This window comes from Agromyces sp. NPDC056389, from assembly GCF_042262385.1.
Lineage (GTDB): Bacteria > Actinomycetota > Actinomycetes > Actinomycetales > Microbacteriaceae > Agromyces.
This window is the reverse complement of record NZ_JBHJPN010000002.1, coordinates 129,615-147,319: the sequence shown is the minus strand read 5'-3', so window position 1 is coordinate 147,319 and position 17,705 is coordinate 129,615. Positions and strand designations below refer to the sequence as shown.

The following is a 17,705-nucleotide window of genomic DNA, read 5'->3' as shown; positions in this document are numbered from 1 at the left end:
GACCCGCATCGGGTCCGCGGAACGGGTCGTCTCCTTCGGGAGGCGGCCCGTTCTCGCGTCTCAGGCGTAGAAGCCGCGCAGCAGCGCCTCGGTGCCCTCGAGGTGCTCGGCCATGGCGCTCGCGGCATCGTCGGGGCTGCCGCGGAGGATGGCACCCACGATCGCGCGGTGCTGCTCGTTCGAGTGCGCGATGTTCGGCGCGAGCAGCGGAATGCCGTCGAGCAGTTCGTTGACGCGCATGCGCACGTCTGCGACGAGCGGGATGACGCTCGGCGCGCCGAGCACCTCGGCGATCAGCAGGTGCAGGCGGGAATCCGCCATGCGGTACTGGTCGCCGGCGGCGGTGCGGCACTCCTCGTAGGCCTGCCAGAGCCGTTCGCGGTCGTTCGCGGTCAGCTCGCTCTCGGCGGCGCGCCGCGCCGCGCCGACCTCGATGACCGAGCGGAGCGCGAGCGTGTCCTCGAGGCGGGCGGACGTCACGAACGGATCATCGGCCGTGCCCGGCGTCGCGGGGAGCGCGACGGGCAGCTCGTCGGAGACGAACGTGCCGCCGTAGCGCCCGCGCCGGGCCACCACCCATCCGGCTTCGGCGAGGGAGGCGATCGCCTCGCGAAGCGTGTCGCGGCTGACCTCGAGCATCGTCGCGAGTTCGCGCTCGGCGGGCAGGCGCTCACCCGGGCCGATGAGCCCGAGCCGGATCGACTGCAGCAGGCGCTGCACGGTCTCCTCGAACGCGTTGGCCGGCCGCGCCGGCGTCAGCAGCAGCCCGGCGCTCAGCACCTCGGCATTCGTCGCCTCGATGCCCGGCACCTCGGCGGGCTCCGCCTGCTCGTTCTCCTCCGCGACCGCCATGCTTCGAGCCTAGAGCGGAGTGACGTAGGCCGAGCTGATGCCGCCGTCGACGAGGAACGTCGAGCCGGTGATGAACGAGGCGTCGTCGCTCGCGAGGAACGCGACCGCCGCGGCGAGTTCCTCGGGTTCGGCGAAGCGGCCCACGGGGATGTGCACGAGGCGGCGCTGGGCGCGCTCCTGGTCCTTCGCGAACAGCTCCTGGAGCAGGGGCGTGTTCACGGGGCCCGGGCAGAGGGCGTTCACGCGGATGCCCTGCCGGGCGAACTGCACGCCGAGTTCCCGGCTCATCGCGAGCACGCCGCCCTTCGAGGCGGTGTACGAGATCTGCGAGGTCGCCGACCCCAGCACCGCGACGAACGACGCCGTGTTGATGATCGAGCCGCGCCCCTGCGCGACCATGTGCCGCAGCGCCGCTCGCGAGCAGAGGTAGACCGACTTGAGGTTGACGTCCTGCACCTTCTGCCAGGCGGGCAGCTCGGTCGTCTCGATCGAGTCGTCGTCGGGCGGGGAGATGCCCGCGTTGTTGAACGCGATGTCGACCGAGCCGTAGACGCGGGCGGCCTCGTCGAAGAGGTGGTCGACCTGGGCCTGATCGGTGACGTCGACCTGCACGAACAGCCCGCCGACGAGTTCGGCTGCGGCCGGCCCGGTCGAGGCATCCATGTCGCCGATGACGACGCGGGCGCCCTCTGCGGCGAGGCGCTTGGCGGTCGCGAGGCCGATGCCCGAGGCGCCGCCGGTGATCACGGCCACGCGGCCGGCGAGGCGCTGGGTGAGGTCGATGCGTGGAAGGTCGGTCATGGTGCTCCTGTCGTAGGGTCGTGCTCGTCAGTCGACGGCGAGGAAGACGTTCTTGGTCTCGGTGAAGGCGAGTGGCGCATCGGGACCGAGCTCGCGGCCGAGCCCCGACTGCTTGAAGCCGCCGAACGGCGTCGAGTAGCGCACCGACGAGTGCGAGTTCACCGAGAGGTTGCCCGAGTCGATCGCCCGGGCGACGCGGATGCCGCGGCTCAGGTCACGGGTCCAGATCGATCCCGAGAGTCCGTACTCGCTCGCGTTCGCGAAGCGCACCGCGTCGTCTTCGTCGTCGAACGGGAACACCGAGACGACGGGACCGAAGATCTCCTCGCGCGCGGTGCGCGAGTCGCGCGCCGGCGTGAGCACGGTGGGCGGGAACCAGAAGCCGGGACCGGTCGGGGCGGAGGCGCGGAACGCGAGCTCCGAGTCATCCGGAACGAAGGAGCGCACCCGGTCGAGGTGGGCGGCCGCGACGAGCGGGCCCATCTCGGTCGACTCGTCGGCGGGATCGCCGACGCGGACCCCGGCCACCGCGGGTTCGAGCAGCTCCATGAACCGCTCGTAGACGCTGCGCTCGACGAGGATGCGGCTGCGGGCGCAGCAGTCCTGCCCGGCGTTCTCGAAGACGCCGTAGGGCGCGGTCGCGGCGGCCCGTTCGAGATCGGAGTCGGCGAAGACGATGTTGGCGCTCTTGCCGCCGAGCTCGAGCGTCACGCGCTTCACCTGGTCGGCGCAGCCCGACATGATCTGCTTGCCGATCTCGGTCGAGCCGGTGAAGACGATCTTGCGAACGATCTCGTTCGTGACGAAGCGCTGGCCGACGACCGATCCCTTGCCGGGGATGACCTGGAAGAGCCCGTCGGGCAGGCCCGCCTCGAGTCCGAGTTCTGCGAGGCGCATGCTCGTGAGGGGGGTCCACTCGGCGGGCTTCAGCACGACCGCATTGCCGGCCGCGAGCGCGGGTGCGAATCCCCAGGCCGCGATCGTCATGGGGAAGTTCCACGGCGTGATCACGCCGACGACGCCGAGCGGCTCCTGGAAGGTGACGTCGAGGCCGCCGGCGACGGGGATCTGCCGGCCGAAGAGCCGTTCGGGCGCAGCGGAGTAGTACTCGAGCACGTCGCGCACATGCCCCGCTTCCCACCGGGCCTGCCCGATCGGATGCCCCGAGTTGCGCATCTCGATCGCCGCGAGCTCTTCGACCGCACCGTCGACGGCATCTGCGAAGCGGCGGAGGAGCCGGGCGCGGTCGAGAGGGGCAAGTCGCGCCCAGTCGCGCTGGGCCGCGGCGGCCCGGGCGATCGCGACATCCGTGTCGTCGATCGAGGCGGCGGCGACCGTGGTCACGACGCTCTCGTCGGCGGGGTTGACGATCGTGTGGGTCACTGGTCGGTCCTCTCGGAATGGGCGGTCGCGGGGCGGGCTGCCCGGTGCTCGCGGGCGGCATCGACGAGGCCGGCGAAGAGTCGGCGGTCGGCGGCGTTCTCTTCGGGGTGCCACTGCACGCCGATGCCGAACGGCACCGTCTCGAGCTCGACGGCCTCGATGACCCCGTCGTCGGTGCGTGCGGTGACCCGCAGGCCGTCGGCGACCTCATCGAGCGCCTGGTGGTGGTAGACGTGGATCGGCAGCGGCGAGGGGGCATCGCCGAGCACCGCCGAGAGACGGGAGCCCGGCTCGACGATCGCCGAGGTTTCGCCGAACTGCGCCGGGCCGGGTTGGTACGCGTCGCTGCCGACGACGTCGGGCAGGTGCTGCACGAGCGTGCCGCCGAGCGCAACGTTCAGCATCTGCGCACCGCGACAGATGCCGAGGAAGGGCAGCTCGAGCCCGATCGCGGTCGTCAGCAGCAGGTCCTCCCAGTCGTCGCGATCGGTGCGCGGCGCGCCGGTGCGATCGTGCCGCGCCTGGCCGTATCGCGCGGGGTCGACGTCGGCGCCGCCCGAGACGATGAGCCCGTCGAGCGCGCCGAGCACCGAATGGGCGGTCGCGGCGTCGGCCGGTTGGGGCGGAAGCAGCACGGCGATGCCGCCGGCGTCGGTCACGGCGTCGATGTAGACCTTCGGGAGGAAGGAGGCGCGCACGTCCCAGACCCCGGTCTGCGCCTGCTCGAGGTAGGTCGTGATGCCGATCACCGGGGCGGGGATGCTCCGTTCAGAGTCGTTCGAAACCACGCACCCGCTCCCAGTCCGTCACGGCCGCGTCGTAGGCGGCGAGCTCGATGCGCGCGTTGTTCAGGTAGTGATCGACGACCTCGTCGCCGAACGCCTCGCGGGCGACCGCGGATCCTGCGAAGAGCTCGGCCGACTCGCGGAGCGTCGCGGGCACCCGCGCCACGTCGCTCTCGTAGGCGTTGCCCTCGAAGAGGTCGTCGAGCTCGAGTTCGCCGTCGATGCCGGCGAGGCCCGCGGCGATGAGCGCCGCGACGGCGAGGTACTGGTTCACGTCGCCGCCCGGCACCCGATTCTCGACGCGCATGCCGAGCCCGCGACCCACGACGCGCAGCGCGCACGTGCGGTTGTCGAGGCCCCAGGCGATGGCCGTGGGGGCGAAGCTGCCGGCGACGTAGCGCTTGTAGGAGTTGATGTTCGGGGCGGAGAAGAGCGTGAGCTCGCGCATCGCGGCCACCTGACCCGCGAGGAACCGGCGGAAGAGGGTGGACATGCCGTGCGGGGCATCCGGATCGCTGAAGACGGCCTCGCCGTTCTCTCCTCGCAGCGAGATGTGGATGTGGCAGCTGTTGCCCTCGCGCTCGTTGAACTTCGCCATGAACGTCAGCGACTTGCCGTGCCGGTCGGCGATCTCCTTCGCACCGTTCTTGTAGACCGAATGGTTGTCGCACGTGCCGAGCGCATCGGTGTAGCGGAAGGCGATCTCCTGCTGGCCGAGGTTGCACTCGCCCTTCACGCCCTCGCAGTACATGCCCGCGCCGTCCATCGAATTCCGGATGTCGCGGAGCAGCGGCTCCATGCGGGTCGAGGCGAGCAGCGCGTAGTCGATGTTGTAGTCGCTCGCGGGGGTGAGGTCGCGGTAGCCCTTCTGCCAGGCGGTGCGGAACGAATCGTCGAAGACGATGAACTCGAGCTCGGTGCCGACGAAGGCCGTGAGCCCGCGCTCGGCGAGGCGTTCGAGCTGCCGCTGCAGGATGCGCCGGGGCGATGCCTCGACCGGGGTGCCGTCGAGCCACTGCAGGTCGGCCGTGACGAGCGCCGTCGCCTCGAGCCAGGGCGCCATGCGCAGCGTCGAGAAGTCGGGGATCATCGCCATGTCGCCGTAGCCGCGCTCCCAGCTCGACATCGCGTAGCCGTCGACGGTGTTCATCTCGACGTCGACGGCGAGCAGGTAGTTGCAGCACTCGGCGCCGTGGGCTGCGACGTCGTCGAGGAAGAGCCGCGCCGAGACGCGCTTGCCGATCAAGCGCCCCTGCATGTCGGTGAACGCGACGATCACGGTGTCGACGTGGCCGTCGGCGACCGCGCCATGCAGTGCGTCGAGGGTGAGGTATCCGGTGGGTGCCGTCATCCGCTTTGCCTCTTCCAGAAAGATGAATGGTCGGTGCTGCCGACCATTACACCACAGGCTTGTCGGAACGTGTGGGGCGGAATCCGCACGATTCCCGCGAGATTCGTTCGCATGCATTTCAAAAAGGTCTGTACGAGCAACCATTGGGCGCTCTATAGTTCAGGCCAACGCATCCCACCCCCGCGCTGCTGCGGCTGCGCGCTTCGAGAGAGCAAGGGAACCGCCATGACCAAGGACACGCTCAAGGTCTCGGGAGTGAAGTACACGACCGCCGACTCCGGGTACTTCGAGAAACGCAAGCTCACCCGCACCGCCGGGGTGTGGGGCCTCTGGGGCCTCGCCGTCGCCGCCGTCATCTCGGGCGACTTCTCGGGGTGGAACTTCGGCATCGACTTCGCGGGCTTCGGCGGCATGCTCATCGCCTTCGCGGTGCTCGTCGTCATGTACTACGGGCTCATCTTCTCGATCGGGGAGATGTCGTCGGCGATGCCGCACACGGGTGGGGCGTACTCCTTCTCGCGTGCCGCGATGGGGCCGTGGGGCGGGTTCGTCACCGGCCTCGCCGAGACCATCGAGTACGTCGCGACGACCGCGGTGATCGTGTTCTTCTCGGGCTCGTACGCCGACGCGATCACGAGCGAGCTGCTCGGCTTCTCGATGCCCCAGTGGATCTGGTGGGTGATCCTCTACCTCGTCTTCATCGGCATCAACGCGGCCGGCGCGAGCATCTCGTTCAAGTTCGCGATCGTGGTCTCGATCATCTCGATCGCGATCCTGCTCGTCTTCAGCGCGATGGCGATCTTCTCCGGCCAGTTCTCGTGGGACAAGCTCTTCGACATCGTCCCCGATGCCGGGCAGACGGCGTTCCTGCCGCACGGCGTGCTGCCGATCCTCTTCGCATTGCCGTTCGCGATGTGGTTCTTCCTCGGCATCGAGGAGCTGCCGCTCGCGGCCGAGGAGTCGAAGGACCCGGTCCGCGACATCCCGAAGGCCGGCCTCATCGCGCGCGCCACCCTCATCGTGACCGGCCTGCTCGTGCTGTTCCTGAACACCGGCGTCGTCGGTGCGGAGGCCACGGGCACCGCGGGGGAGCCCCTGCTCGACGGGTTCCGGGCCATCGTCGGCGACGAACTCGCCGCCGTGCTCGCGCTCTTCGCGCTCATCGGCCTGCTCGCGTCGCTCCAGGGCATCATGTTCGCCTACGGGCGCAACATGTACTCGCTTTCGCGCGCCGGGTACTACCCGAAGTTCCTCTCGCTCACGGGCAAGCGCCAGACGCCGTGGGTCGCCCTCGTGGCCGGCGCGATCATCGGCTTCGTCGCGCTCATCGTGCTCGACGTGCTCGCCCAGGTCGACGCCGAGGGAGCGGGCGCGGTCGCCGGCGCGATCGTGCTGAACATCGCGGTGTGGGGCGCGGTGCTCGCCTACCTGCTGCAGATGGTCGCGTTCGTGATCCTCCGCCGCAAGTACCCGAACGCGAAGCGCCCCTACCGCAGCCCGTGGGGCGTGCCGGGCGCCGTCGTCGCCGCGATCATCGCCGCGCTCATCTTCCTCGGGTTCCTGCTCAACCCGACGTTCGTGCCGGCGATCATCGCGATCGGCGTCGTCTACGCGGTCATGCTCGCGAGCTTCGCGCTCTGGGGCCGGCACCGGCTCATCCTGTCGCCCGAGGAGGAGTACGCCGTGTCGGGCGGCCTCCACGGAGACCCGCAGGCCGAGGGGTACGGCGGCACCGTCGAGAGCGAGCTGCTCGCGACCGACGGCGTCGACGAGACCGACAAGGTCTGACCTGCGGGCGGAGGCGGTCGGGGCGTGGGGGCGCCCCGCCGCATTCGTCTCGGCGGGGACCGCGACGATAGGCTCGTTGTCGAGTACGAGCGCGGCGATCCCGCGCAGACCCCAGGCGATGGAGCCGGCAGCGGGGACGTCGGCACCCACGACGTCCACTCGCGCACGACTCCGTGGAGGAAGAGATGCACGAGCCCGAGTCCACCGACGACACGTATACCGATCCGACGCTCGTCGGCAGCGGTGCGAAGCCGCCGACCCGCACGGAGACCGATTCCCTCGGCTCGGTCGAGGTCCCCGCAGACGCCTACTGGGGCGTTCACACGATGCGAGCGCTCGAGAACTTCCCGATCTCGAAGCGGCCGATCTCGGTCTACCCCGATCTCATCGTCGCCCTCGCCTCGGTCAAGCAGGCCGCCGCCCGAGCCAACCGCGAAGTCGGCGTGCTCACCGACCAGAAGGCCGCGTGGATCGACGAAGCGTGCCAGCGCATCATCGACGGTGAGCATCACGAGCAGTTCGTCGTCGGGGTCATCCAGGGCGGTGCCGGTACCTCGACGAACATGAACGCCAACGAGGTCATCGCCAACGTCGCGCTCGAGATCGCCGGCTACCCCAAGGGTCGCTACGACGTGCTGCACCCGATCGACGACGTCAACCGCAGCCAGTCGACGAACGACACGTACCCGACCGCCGTCAAGCTCGCGATGACGTTCTCGCTCACGACGATGCTCCGCGAGCTCGACCTGCTCCGCGTCTCGTTCGGACGCAAGGGGCACGAGTTCCACGAGGTGCTGAAAGTCGGTCGCACGCAGCTGCAGGACGCCGTGCCGATGACGCTCGGGCAGGAGTTCCACAGCTTCTCGACGACGCTCGGCGAAGACCACGAGCGCCTGAGCGAGACGATCAAGCTGCTGTCCGAGGTGAACCTCGGCGCGACCGCGATCGGCACCGGCATCACGGCCGACCCCGGCTATGCGGCGGCCGCGGTGCGGCACCTGAGCGCGATCACGGGGCTCCGCCTCGTGTCCGCCCCCGACCTCATCGAGGCGACGAGCGACACCGGCGTCTTCATGACCTTCTCGAGCGCCCTCAAGCGCAGCGCGATCAAGCTCTCGAAGATCTGCAACGACCTGCGCCTGCTCTCGTCGGGCCCGCAGGCCGGGTTCGGCGAGATCAACCTGCCGCCGCGGCAGGCAGGTTCGAGCATCATGCCCGGCAAGGTGAACCCGGTCATCCCCGAGGCGGTCAGCCAAGTCGCCTACGCCGTCGCCGGCGCCGACGTCACGGTCATGATGGCCGCCGAGAACGGCCAGCTGCAGTTGAACGCGTTCGAGCCGGTCATCGCGCACTCGCTGCTGCAGTCGATCACCTGGATGCGTCAGGCGTGCTGGACCCTCCGCGTCAATTGCATCGACGGCATCACCGCGAACGTCGAACGGCTCGAGGCGATGGTGGCATCGAGCGTCGGTGTCATCACGGCGCTCATCCCGTTCATCGGCTACACCGAGGCATCCACCCTCGCCAAGCTCGCATTGAAGACCGGTCGGCCCGTCGCCGACCTGGTCGTCGAGACCGGGCTCATGAGCCGCGAGGCCGTCATGGCGCAGCTGCAGCCGTCGAAGCTGTCGGGCATCCGCCCGATCACGATGGCGATCCCGCTGATCGACCTGCAGGGCGAGCCCTCGGAGTGAGGCCGGGGTTCGGTGCCGCGGTCGGTGTGCGACCGCGGCACCGGACGGTCAGACCACCCGGCAGTGCGTCGTGAGGGAGCCGATGCCCTCGACGGTGACCGTGACGGTCGAGCCGTCGCGCAGGAAGACCGGCGGCTTGCGCGAATAGCCGGCGCCGCCAGGGCTGCCGGTGGAGATGAGCGTGCCCGGCGGGATCGTGGCCGACCGCGAGAGCAGCGAGATGATCTCCGCGACGCTGCGCACCATCTCGTTCGTCGACGCGTCCTGCATGATGCTGCCGTCGAGGTTCGTGGTGAGCCAGAGATCCTGCGGGTCGGGGATCTCGTCGGCCGTGACGACGACCGGCCCGGTGGGGGTGAAGCCGTCGAACGACTTGCACCGGGACCACTGTGCTTCGCTGAACTGGATGTCGCGTGCCGTGATGTCGTTGACGACGGTGTATCCCCACACGTAGTCGAGTGCATCGCGCACGTGCACGCCGCGGGCGGGCCGGCCGATGATGACGCCGAGCTCGGCCTCGTAGTCGACCTGCGTCGTCAGGTCTTCTGGCCAGGTCGTCGTGGCGCCGTGCGCCGTGAGCGAGTTCGGCCAGAGCGAGAAGATCGTCATCGCCGTCTCGGAGCGCAGCTTCAGCTCGGAGGCGTGCGCGGCGTAGTTGGCGCCGATCGCGATGACCTGTGCAGGGCGGAGCACCGCAGAGGAGTGTCGCAGCGCCGCCACGGGGGTCAGCTCGGCGCCGAGGCTCGTGGCGGTGTCGACGACCTCGCGCACCTCGGCCAGCCCCTCGGGGCCGCGTTCGATCAGATCTTGCAGGTCGCGCGGCGGTCGTTCCATGAACTCGTCGAGGAAGAGCGCCGACTCCGCGATCACCGCCGCGAGTCGAGGTGTCGTCTGGCCTTCGACTCTCAGGTGCGCGAACTTCACCTCTTCAGGCTATCGGGCGGCAGTGCGATCCGACTGTGCGCGATGTACAACGAACACCGCCGGATGCACCGCCGCGTCGACAAATCGAGCGGATGCCGCCTCAGCTCGCCGCCGGTCGCAGGCGCAGCTCCTGCATGCCGCCGTCGACGGCGAGTTCGACACCGGTCGTCGAGCCCGACGCCGGGCTCGCGAGGTACGCGACGGCGCCGGCGACCTCGTCGGCCGTGACGAGCCGGCCGTGCGGCTGGCGGGCTTCGAGGGCCGCGCGTTCGGCCACCGGATCGGCGGCGGAGGCCATGAGGCGCCCGATCCACGGAGTGTCGGCGGTGCCCGGGTTCACGGCGTTCACCCGGATCCCCTCGCGCAGGTGATCGGCCGCCATCGCGCGGGTGAGTGCGGCGACCGCACCCTTGCTCGCACTGTAGAGCGCGCGTTGGGGCAGCCCTGCCGTCGCCGCGATCGACGCCGTGTTGACGATCGACGCGGACGGCGAGTCGCGCAGGTGGGGGAGCGCGGCGCGAGCGACCCGCATCATGCCGAGCACGTTGATGTCGAGGACCCGGTGCCACTCGTCATCGGAGTTCGCCTCGATCGTGCCCTGGGCGCCGATGCCGGCGTTGTTCACGACGATGTCGATGCGGCCCAGCTCGGCGGCGACCCGCTCGACGCCCGCACGCACGCTCGCGTCGTCGGCCACGTCGACGGCGATGGCCAGGTCGGCGTGCGCCGCGGCATCCGGCTGCAGGTCGAAGACGGCGACGCGTGCACCGCCCTGCTGCAGGCGGGCGGAGATCGCGGCGCCGATGCCGGATGCGCCGCCGGTGACGATCGCGACGAGGCCGCTGAATTCATTGCTCATGAGAAGGTCCTTCCGGGTCGTGCTGATCGGGTTCAGGCGGAGACGTACTGCTGGCGCTGGCGGCCGAGGCCCTCGATGTCGAGTTCCACCACGTCGCCGGCGGCGAGGTAGGGGAAGCGGCCGGAGAGGGCGACGCCCTCCGGCGTGCCGGTCAGCACGAGGTCGCCGGGCTCGAGGGTGAGGTACTGACTGAGCGTCCAGACGATCGTGTCGATGTCGAAGATGAGGTCGCTCGTGCGCGAGTCCTGACGCGGCTCGCCGTTGACGAAGCTGCGCAGGCGCAGGTCGTCGGCACGCAGTTCGTCGTTCGTCGCGAGCCAGGGTCCCGTCGGGCAGAAGCCGGGGGCGCTCTTGCCCTTGGACCACTGGCCTCCCGACACGGCGATCTGCCAGTCGCGCTCGGAGAGGTCGTTCGCCATCACGAAGCCGGCGATGTGCGCGCGGGCGTCGGCGGGGGTGTCGAGGTAGCTCGCGCGGCGACCGATGACGATGCCGAGCTCGACCTCCCAGTCGGTCTTCTCGCTGCCGCGCGGGATGGCGACGTCGTCGAAGGGGCCGACGACGGTGTTCGGGGACTTCATGAACATGACGATCTGCGAGGGCGGCTCCGACCCCGACTCGGCGGCGTGGGCGGCGTAGTTCATGCCGATGCAGTAGACCGCCGACGGGCGGGCGATCGGAGCCCCGATGCGGAGGTTCGCGGCGTCGGGCAGCTCGGGGAGTTCGCCGGCGGCGAGTGCGGCGCGAGCACGCTCGATGCCGTCGCCGCTCAGGAACGCGCCGTCGACGTCAGCGGTGATCGCGCGCAGGTCGAGCGTGCGCTCGCCGTCGATGACGACAGGGATCTCGGTGTCGACGTTGCCGAGCCGGGCGAATCTCATGCTGGTCCTCTCCATCGTGGCACTGCGTGAACATCAGAACTCTGACTGAAGTGCAGGCCGGTTCTGGGAGATTCTTGCACATCAGACTGCGGTTGACAGGAGAGACATCCGATGTTTATGCTCGGGGTCGCCACGAAAGGACGTCATGAGCACCATCGTCAGTGTTGATACACGGGACATCCGCTTCCCCACCTCCCTCGAGCTCGACGGGTCGGACGCGATGAACCCCGATCCCGATTACTCGGCGGCCTACCTGATCATCCGGACGGATGCGGCCGATGGGCTCGAAGGGCACGCCTTCGTCTTCACGATCGGACGCGGCAACGACGTCGAGGTCGCGGCGCTCGAGACGCTTCGCGGACACCTGCTCGGCCAAGACGTGGAGGCGCTGCTCGACGACATGGGCGCCGCGTGGCGACTGCTCACCCACGACTCGCAGCTGCGCTGGCTCGGCCCCGAGAAGGGCGTCATGCACATGGCGATCGGGGCCGCGATCAACGCACTCTGGGACCTCAAGGCGAAGCGCGCCGGCCTGCCGTTGTGGCGTCTGCTCGCCGAGCTCACGCCCGAGCAGCTCGTCGAGCTCGTCGACTTCCGCTACCTCAGCGATGCGATCACGCCCGAAGAGGCGCTCGAGCTCTTCCGCGCCGCCGAGCCTGGACGGGCCGAGCGCGCAGCGCACCTCCTCGAGGTCGGCTACCCGGCGTACACGACCACGCCGGGCTGGCTCGGGTACTCCGACGAGAAGCTCGACCGCCTGTGCCGTGAAGCCGTCGCCGACGGCTACCCGCAGATCAAGCTCAAGGTCGGCGCCGACCTCGCCGACGACATCCGTCGTCTCGGCATCGCCCGCGCCGCCGTCGGCGATGGATTCCCGATCGCGATCGACGCGAACCAGCGGTGGGACGTCGACGCTGCCATCGAATGGGTGCGCGCGCTCGCCGAGTTCGACGTCGAGTGGATCGAGGAGCCCACGAGCCCCGACGACATCCTCGGTCACGCCGCCATCGCTCGCGGCGTCGCACCGATCAAGGTCGCGACAGGCGAACACGTGCAGAACCGGATCGTCTTCAAGCAACTGCTCCAGGCCGGCGGCATGGACGTCATGCAGATCGACGCCACCCGTGTCGGCGGCGTCAACGAGAACATCGCGAACCTCCTGCTCGCCGCCAAGTTCGGGGTGCCGGTCTGCCCGCACGCCGGCGGCGTGGGTCTCTGCGAAGCGGTGCAGCACCTGTCGATGTTCGACTACGTGGCGCTCTCGGGCACGATGGAGGGACGCATGATCGAATTCGTCGACCACCTCCACGAGCACTTCGTGACGCCCGCCGTCGTGCGCCGGGGTCGATACGTCACGCCGACAGCGCCGGGTGCGGGCACCGAGATGCACGCGGCATCCGTCGACGAGTACACCTGGCGCGGCGCCCACGTCGTGAGCGAAGCACGCGCATGACCGGCGGCGCCGTCACCTCAGCCGAACGGCTCGGCCCGCTCGGCTACGGCGCCGCGCCCATCGGCAACCTCTACCGCGAGGTGAGCGACGACGCGGCGCGATCCGCCCTCGAGGCAGCATGGGACGGCGGGATCCGCTACTTCGACACGGCACCGCATTACGGGCTCGGCCTCAGCGAGCGTCGGCTCGGCGCGTTCCTGGCCACGAAGCCGCGGGGCGACTTCGTGGTCTCGACGAAGGTCGGTCGCGTGCTCGAGCCGAATCCCGCCTTCGCGGGCGGACGCGACCTCGCGGACGGGTTCGACGTGCCCGACACGCTCGTGCGCCGCTTCGACCCGAGCGAGGCCGGGGTGCGACGGAGCCTCGAGGACTCCCTCGAGCGACTCGGCCTCGATCGCGTCGACATCGCGCTCCTTCACGATCCCGACGTGTACGACCTCGACCGCGGTCTCGCCGAGGGGCTTCCGGCTCTGGCGAAGTTGCGCGACGAGGGCGTCGTCGGCGCCATCGGCATCGGCACGAACAGTGCGGAGGCCGCGACGCGCGCCGTGCGCGAGGGCGATCTGGACGTCGTGATGATCGCCGGACGATACACGCTGCTCGAGCAGCCGGCGCTCGAAGACCTGCTCCCGCTCTGTGAGGAGCGGGGGGTCGGGGTCATCGCGGCCGCCGTGTTCAACTCGGGGCTGCTCGCGACCGACGAGCCCGCTGCGAACGCCCGCTACAACTACGGCGCGGTTCCGCCCGAGGTCATGGCGCACGCCCTGCGGCTCCTCGAGGCCTGCCGCTCCGAGGGCGTTGCCCTGCCCGCCGCCGCGTTGCAGTACCCGCTGCAGCATCCCGCGGTTCGGGCCGTGGTCGTCGGTTCCTCCCGCGAACGCGACATGGCGGAGAACCTCGCCCGTGCTCGGGTCGCGATCCCCGAGTCCCTGTGGCGGCGGCTGCGCGACGAGGAGCTGATCCCGTGACCGTTCCCGCCCGCACGATCGACGCGCACCTGCACCTGTGGGATCGCAGCGTGAGCGACTACGCGTGGATCACGCCCGAGCTCGGACCGCTCCACGCGGACTTCGGTCCTGCGCAGGCGCGGGCGGAGCTCGACGCGGCCGGCATCGACGCCGCGATCCTCGTGCAGGCGGAGGACTCGTTCGCCGACACCCGCTTCATGCTCGACGTCGCCGCTGCGAACGACTGGATCGCCGGCGTCGTCGGCTGGGTCCCGCTCGACGACCGCGCTGCGGCGTTCGCAGCGCTCGATGCGCTCGACGGGGAGACGGCGCTCCGCGGCATCCGTCATCTCGTGCACGGCGATCCGCGCGACGACTTCCTCGACCTGCCGGAGGTCCGCGCCTCGCTCGCCGAGCTCGCGCGACGCGGGCTCGCCTTCGACGTTCCCGACGCGTGGCCGCGCCACCTCGGCGCCGTCCGGCGACTGGCCGGCGACCTGCCGGAGCTCACCGTCGTGGTCGACCACCTCGGCAAGCCGCCCCTCGGCCGCGACGACTTCGACGCCTGGCGCCGTGAGTTCGACGCCGTCGCCGCGCTGCCGAACACGGTGACCAAGTTCTCGGGCCTGCACCTGGCGGGCGTCGCGTTCGGCGCCGCGACGGTGCAGCCGCTCTGGGAGATCGCACTCGAGGCGTTCGGCCCGGATCGCGTGATGTACGGCGGCGACTGGCCCATGTCGGTGCCGCACGGCGGCTACCGGCCCACCTGGGCGGTCATGAGCGGATGCCTCGACGCGCTCGCCCCCGACGAGCGCGACGCGGTGCTCGGAGGGACGGCGGAACGCGTCTATTCCGCTCGAGTAATCTGATGTCTTTCGCGGAATAGCAACAGAAATACAACAAATCGGACTCAAAGCCGATGAAACATCGGATGAGTAGTACACTCATCCCACATCTCAAGGAAGAGAGGCGCACGTGCTGAGTGGTATCCACCCGATCCTCGGAGGCGAGTTGCTCGCCGCACTCGATCGGCTCGGTCACGGCGACGAACTCGTCGTCGCCGACGCGAACTTCCCCGCGCATCGCGTCGGGGCGAGCGTCGTCGAAGCGCCTGCGCTCGCGGCCGCCGACGTCGTCGGCGCCATCCGCACCGTCGTGCCGCTCGACACCTACGAGGGCGCCTCGGTGCTGCTCATGGCCGCCGAGGGCGGTCGGCGGCTGCCCGTGCAGCACGAACTCGTCGCGGCGGCGGTGACCACGGCCGACCGCGTCGAAGAGCTCGAACGGTTCGCGTTCTACGACCGCGCGATCGCCGCGCAGCTGATCGTGCGCACCGGGGAGCTCCGGCCGTACGGCAACGTCGTGCTCCGCAAGGGCGTCGTGAACGAGTACACGCCGACGGGGGCCGCGGAGTGAACGCGTCGGCAGGCGCGACTGCTCCGCTCCTCGACGTCGAGGGCGTCAGCAAGGGCTTCCCCGGCGTCCAGGCGCTCGACGACGTGCGACTTGACCTCCGGCACGGGGAGGTGCTCGCGCTCGTCGGCGAGAACGGCGCGGGCAAGTCGACGCTCATGAAGCTGCTCGCCGGCATCTACACGCCCGACGCCGGCACCTTCCGTCTCAATGGCCGCGAGCTCACGATCGATGGTCCGCGCCATGCGCAGGAGCTCGGCATCTCGATCATCCACCAGGAGTTCAACCTGATGCCCGACCTGACGGTCGCGCAGAACATCTTCATCGGCCGGGAGCACCGGTCGGGCGGGCTGTTCCTCGACGAGCGCGCGCTGAACCGCCGGGCCCAGGATCTCTTCGACCGGCTCGGGCTCGCACTCGACCCCGCGGAGCCCGTCGAGCGGCTCACCGTGGCGCGCCAGCAGATGGTCGAGATCGCGAAGGCGCTCTCGTTCGACGCCAAGGTGCTCATCATGGACGAGCCGACCGCCGCGCTGAACGACACCGAGGTCGACGTGCTCTTCGAGCTGATCGAGCGGTTCCGCACCCCCGAGACCGGCGTCATCTACATCTCGCACCGCATGGAGGAGCTCGCGCGCATCTCCGACCGCATCAGCGTGCTGCGCGACGGGCGCTACATCGGCACCAGGGTGACCGCCGAGACGGAGCCGAAGGAGATCATCTCCCTCATGGTCGGTCGCGAGATCGTCGGCGAGCAACGGCCGCAGGCGCTGGCCGCGACGGGCGAGCCCGTGCTCTCGGTGAGCGGCCTCACCACCAAGCACCTGCTGCGCGACGTCAGCTTCGACGTGCACGCCGGCGAGATCCTCGGTTTCGCCGGGCTGATGGGCGCTGGTCGCACAGAGGTGGCCCGCGCCATCGTCGGCGCCGATCGCACCGAAGCCGGGGAGATCCGCCTGCATGGGCGCCCGGTGAGGATCGCGAACCCCGCAGAGGCGGCGCGCCACGGAATCGGCTACCTCTCGGAGGACCGCAAGCAACTCGGCGTGCTGCTCGAACGCAGCGTTCGTGAGAACATCGTGCTCGCCTCGCTCCGCGACTACGTCTCGGGGCTCGGTTTCGTGAGCGGTTCGCGCATCGAGGCGACCGGCCGCGAGTACGTCGACAAGCTCCGCATCAAGACCCCGTCGACCGCGCAGCTCGTGAAGAACCTCTCGGGCGGCAACCAGCAGAAGGTCGTCATCGCGAAGTGGCTCGCGAAGGACTGCGAGGTGCTGATCTTCGACGAGCCGACGCGCGGCATCGACGTCGGCGCGAAGGAGGAGATCTACACGCTCCTGCGCCAGCTCGCCGATCAGGGCAAGGCGATCATCATGATCTCCTCCGAACTGCCCGAGGTGCTCCGGCTCTCCGACCGGATCGCCGTCATGGCCGAGGGTCGCCTCACGGCGGTGCTCGACAACGCCGAAGCCACACAGGAGAACCTCATGGACTACGCCACCCGATTCACCAGCGAAGGAACGATCGCACGATGAGCCCGACGACGACGCAACCGTCTGCACCGACCCCGTCGACGACGGCCTTCGCCGCGGTCGAGGCTGGCGCCCCCCGATTCGCATGGCTGCGCGGCTCGCTGCAGCAGCTCCTCGCCTTCGCGAGCCTCATCGTGATCGTCGCGGTCTTCTCGTTCGCGAGTCCCCACTTCTTCACGGCCAACAACCTCGTCTCGATCCTCACGGCCGCCACGGTCACGGGAATCCTGGCGCTCGGCACCACGTTCGTCATCATCACGGGCGGCATCGACCTCTCGATCGGCACCGGCATGGTGCTCTGCGGCGTCATGGCGGGCGTCTTCCTCACCTATCTCGGCTGGCCGCTCTGGGCGGGCGTCGCCGCGACGATCCTGTTCGGCGGCCTCATCGGCCTGATCAACGGCGTGAACGTCTCCGTGCTCGGCATCCCGCCGTTCATCGCGACGCTCGGCATGATGCTGATCGCCGCCGGCCTCTCGCTCGTGATCTCGGGCACGAAGCCGATCTACTTCAACGAGACGCCCGAGTTCCAGTCGATCATGAACCTGTCGATCATCCCGGGCATCCGATTCCCGCTCGGTGTCGCGATCTTCATCGTCATGATCGTGGTCGCGGCCGTGCTGCTCTCGAAGACGATCGTCGGCCGCTACACCTTCTCGATCGGCTCGAATGAGGCGGCGACGGCGCTCTCCGGCGTGAACGTGCGCCGCTGGAAGATCATCATCTACACGCTCGCGGGCCTCTTCGTCGGACTCGCCGGCGTCTTGAGCGCCTCGCGCCTCTCGTCGGCGCAGCCGACCGGCGGCATGGGCCTCGAGCTCGAGGCCATCGCGGCCGTGGTGATCGGCGGCACCTCGCTGCAGGGCGGCAAGGGCTCGATCATCGGCACCGTGATCGGCGCCCTGATCATGGCCGTGCTCACGAACGGCCTGCGCATCATCTCCGTTCCGCAGGAATGGCAGTCGGTCGCGGTCGGCATCGTCATCCTCGTCGCGGTGTACCTCGACATGCTGCGGCGTCGACGGTCCTGACCCGCCGGCAT

16 protein-coding genes are annotated in these 17,705 nt (G+C 69.6%); 8 read left to right on the top strand and 8 right to left on the bottom strand.

The window, feature by feature from the left end:
- Positions 1-60 precede the first annotated feature (60 nt).
- From ACFCVM_RS13655 to ACFCVM_RS13635, 5 genes are read right to left on the bottom strand one after another with little or no spacing between them, the layout of a single operon-like run.
- A complete protein-coding gene (locus tag ACFCVM_RS13655) occupies positions 61-852 on the bottom strand; it encodes a FadR/GntR family transcriptional regulator (RefSeq protein ID WP_375836993.1) in 792 nt (263 codons plus the stop codon).
- 9 nt (positions 853-861) lie between these two features.
- Positions 862-1,653 (bottom strand): 3-oxoacyl-ACP reductase, encoded by a 792-nt coding sequence (locus ACFCVM_RS13650; RefSeq protein WP_375836991.1) that lies wholly within the window; start codon positions 1,651-1,653, stop codon positions 862-864.
- A gap of 27 nt (positions 1,654-1,680) precedes the next feature.
- Entirely contained in the window at positions 1,681-3,036 is a 1,356-nt protein-coding gene (locus ACFCVM_RS13645) for an aldehyde dehydrogenase family protein (RefSeq protein ID WP_375836989.1), read from the bottom strand.
- The gene (locus tag ACFCVM_RS13640) at positions 3,033-3,824 is read right to left on the bottom strand and encodes a gamma-glutamyl-gamma-aminobutyrate hydrolase family protein (RefSeq protein ID WP_375836987.1); all 792 of its coding nucleotides are present in this window, start codon (positions 3,822-3,824) and stop codon (positions 3,033-3,035) included. Before ACFCVM_RS13640 ends, ACFCVM_RS13645 begins: the two co-directional genes overlap by 4 nt.
- Positions 3,805-5,172 (bottom strand): glutamine synthetase family protein, encoded by a 1,368-nt coding sequence (locus ACFCVM_RS13635; RefSeq protein ID WP_375836986.1) that lies wholly within the window; start codon positions 5,170-5,172, stop codon positions 3,805-3,807. Before ACFCVM_RS13635 ends, ACFCVM_RS13640 begins: the two co-directional genes overlap by 20 nt.
- Before the next feature lie 225 nt (positions 5,173-5,397).
- Here ACFCVM_RS13635 and ACFCVM_RS13630 point away from each other — a divergent pair, with 225 nt between their 5' ends.
- Both ACFCVM_RS13630 and ACFCVM_RS13625 read left to right on the top strand, forming a co-directional pair.
- On the top strand, positions 5,398-6,960 hold the full coding sequence (locus tag ACFCVM_RS13630; RefSeq protein WP_375836984.1) for an amino acid permease: 1,563 nt from the start codon (positions 5,398-5,400) through the stop codon (positions 6,958-6,960).
- 185 nt (positions 6,961-7,145) lie between these two features.
- Complete coding sequence (locus ACFCVM_RS13625; protein WP_375836982.1) at positions 7,146-8,654, top strand: aspartate ammonia-lyase; 1,509 nt, start codon at positions 7,146-7,148, stop codon at positions 8,652-8,654.
- A gap of 48 nt (positions 8,655-8,702) precedes the next feature.
- On the opposite strand, the gene ACFCVM_RS13620 is transcribed toward ACFCVM_RS13625, so the two are convergent.
- The 3 genes from ACFCVM_RS13620 to ACFCVM_RS13610 all read right to left on the bottom strand — a co-directional run bounded on the left by ACFCVM_RS13620 (position 8,703) and on the right by ACFCVM_RS13610 (position 11,318).
- Positions 8,703-9,578: a fumarylacetoacetate hydrolase family protein gene (locus ACFCVM_RS13620; RefSeq protein WP_375836980.1), complete on the bottom strand. Its 876-nt coding sequence runs from the start codon at positions 9,576-9,578 to the stop codon at positions 8,703-8,705.
- 100 nt (positions 9,579-9,678) lie between these two features.
- Positions 9,679-10,437 carry an SDR family NAD(P)-dependent oxidoreductase gene (locus ACFCVM_RS13615; protein ID WP_375836978.1) on the bottom strand — a complete coding sequence of 253 codons (759 nt, stop codon included), beginning with the start codon at positions 10,435-10,437 and terminating at the stop codon, positions 9,679-9,681.
- A 32-nt stretch (positions 10,438-10,469) separates the two neighbouring features.
- A complete protein-coding gene (locus ACFCVM_RS13610) occupies positions 10,470-11,318 on the bottom strand; it encodes a fumarylacetoacetate hydrolase family protein (RefSeq protein ID WP_375836976.1) in 849 nt (282 codons plus the stop codon).
- Between the two features lie 145 nt (positions 11,319-11,463).
- Between ACFCVM_RS13610 and ACFCVM_RS13605 the strand changes: the two genes are divergently transcribed.
- The 6 genes from ACFCVM_RS13605 (at position 11,464) to ACFCVM_RS13580 (ending at position 17,694) form a co-directional block, all read left to right on the top strand.
- Complete coding sequence (locus tag ACFCVM_RS13605) at positions 11,464-12,771, top strand: L-fuconate dehydratase (RefSeq protein WP_375836974.1); 1,308 nt, start codon at positions 11,464-11,466, stop codon at positions 12,769-12,771.
- Positions 12,768-13,739, top strand: a complete 972-nt coding sequence (locus ACFCVM_RS13600) for an aldo/keto reductase (RefSeq protein WP_375836973.1) — start codon at positions 12,768-12,770, stop codon at positions 13,737-13,739. Before ACFCVM_RS13605 ends, ACFCVM_RS13600 begins: the two co-directional genes overlap by 4 nt.
- A complete protein-coding gene (locus ACFCVM_RS13595; protein WP_375836971.1) occupies positions 13,736-14,587 on the top strand; it encodes an amidohydrolase family protein in 852 nt (283 codons plus the stop codon). The genes ACFCVM_RS13600 and ACFCVM_RS13595 overlap by 4 nt, the downstream gene beginning before the upstream one ends.
- A 106-nt stretch (positions 14,588-14,693) precedes the next feature.
- The gene (locus ACFCVM_RS13590; RefSeq protein ID WP_375836969.1) at positions 14,694-15,134 is read left to right on the top strand and encodes an RbsD/FucU family protein; all 441 of its coding nucleotides are present in this window, start codon (positions 14,694-14,696) and stop codon (positions 15,132-15,134) included.
- Positions 15,131-16,666, top strand: a complete 1,536-nt coding sequence (locus ACFCVM_RS13585; RefSeq protein WP_375836968.1) for a sugar ABC transporter ATP-binding protein — start codon at positions 15,131-15,133, stop codon at positions 16,664-16,666. Before ACFCVM_RS13590 ends, ACFCVM_RS13585 begins: the two co-directional genes overlap by 4 nt.
- Positions 16,663-17,694 (top strand): ABC transporter permease, encoded by a 1,032-nt coding sequence (locus tag ACFCVM_RS13580; RefSeq protein WP_375836966.1) that lies wholly within the window; start codon positions 16,663-16,665, stop codon positions 17,692-17,694. Before ACFCVM_RS13585 ends, ACFCVM_RS13580 begins: the two co-directional genes overlap by 4 nt.
- The last annotated feature ends 11 nt before the right edge of the window (positions 17,695-17,705 follow it).